The 579-nt window shown below is 68.6% G+C and carries 1 pseudogene; it reads right to left on the reverse strand.

From position 1 onward, the window contains the following. Positions 1 to 20: 20 nt before the first annotated feature. Positions 21 to 579, reverse strand: a pseudogene (locus tag ACNFOC_RS55095) (hypothetical protein); the annotation flags it as partial.

Here is a 579-nt window from a genome sequence, read left to right on the forward strand (position 1 = left end):
CCCGCACACCCACCGGAGACCTACGCCAACAGCCCCCGCAACGGAAACACCGCCCGCCGAGTAGCCACCACCGCCTGATCAAGACGATCCCCGGGGTCATACCCCGACTCCCAGTCCGCGTAGGCCACCGGCCACCGCCCATCAGTCATCCGCTGCGGCCCCAACTGCCGCGTCCGAGCAAACACTTCCTGCCGCCACCCCTCAGGAATCACCGCTTCCGGCGCGATCTCCCGCCCCGCAGCGATCGCGACAAGATGCGTCCAAGACCGCGGCACCACCTCCACCACGGCATAACCACCCCCACCGAGCGCGACCCACTTCCCGTCCGCGTACTCGTGCGCCAGCTCATGACACGCGACCTGCACGGCCCGCTGCGCATCCAACGACACAGCGAGATGAGCAAGCGGATCCTCGAAGTGCGTATCGGCCCCGTGCTGAGTCACCAGCACCTGCGGCCGACCTCGCGCCGCGGACGGCGGGAAGAGGGTGATGCCGACCAGGTCGAGGAAGGCCAAGTGGTTCTTGTCCGGTACCCGGTTGAGGCGGTAGACGATCTGGTCGGCGGCGCGGAGGTGGGCG

Source organism: Streptomyces colwelliae, assembly GCF_048158785.1.
In the GTDB taxonomy this organism is placed as follows: domain Bacteria; phylum Actinomycetota; class Actinomycetes; order Streptomycetales; family Streptomycetaceae; genus Streptomyces.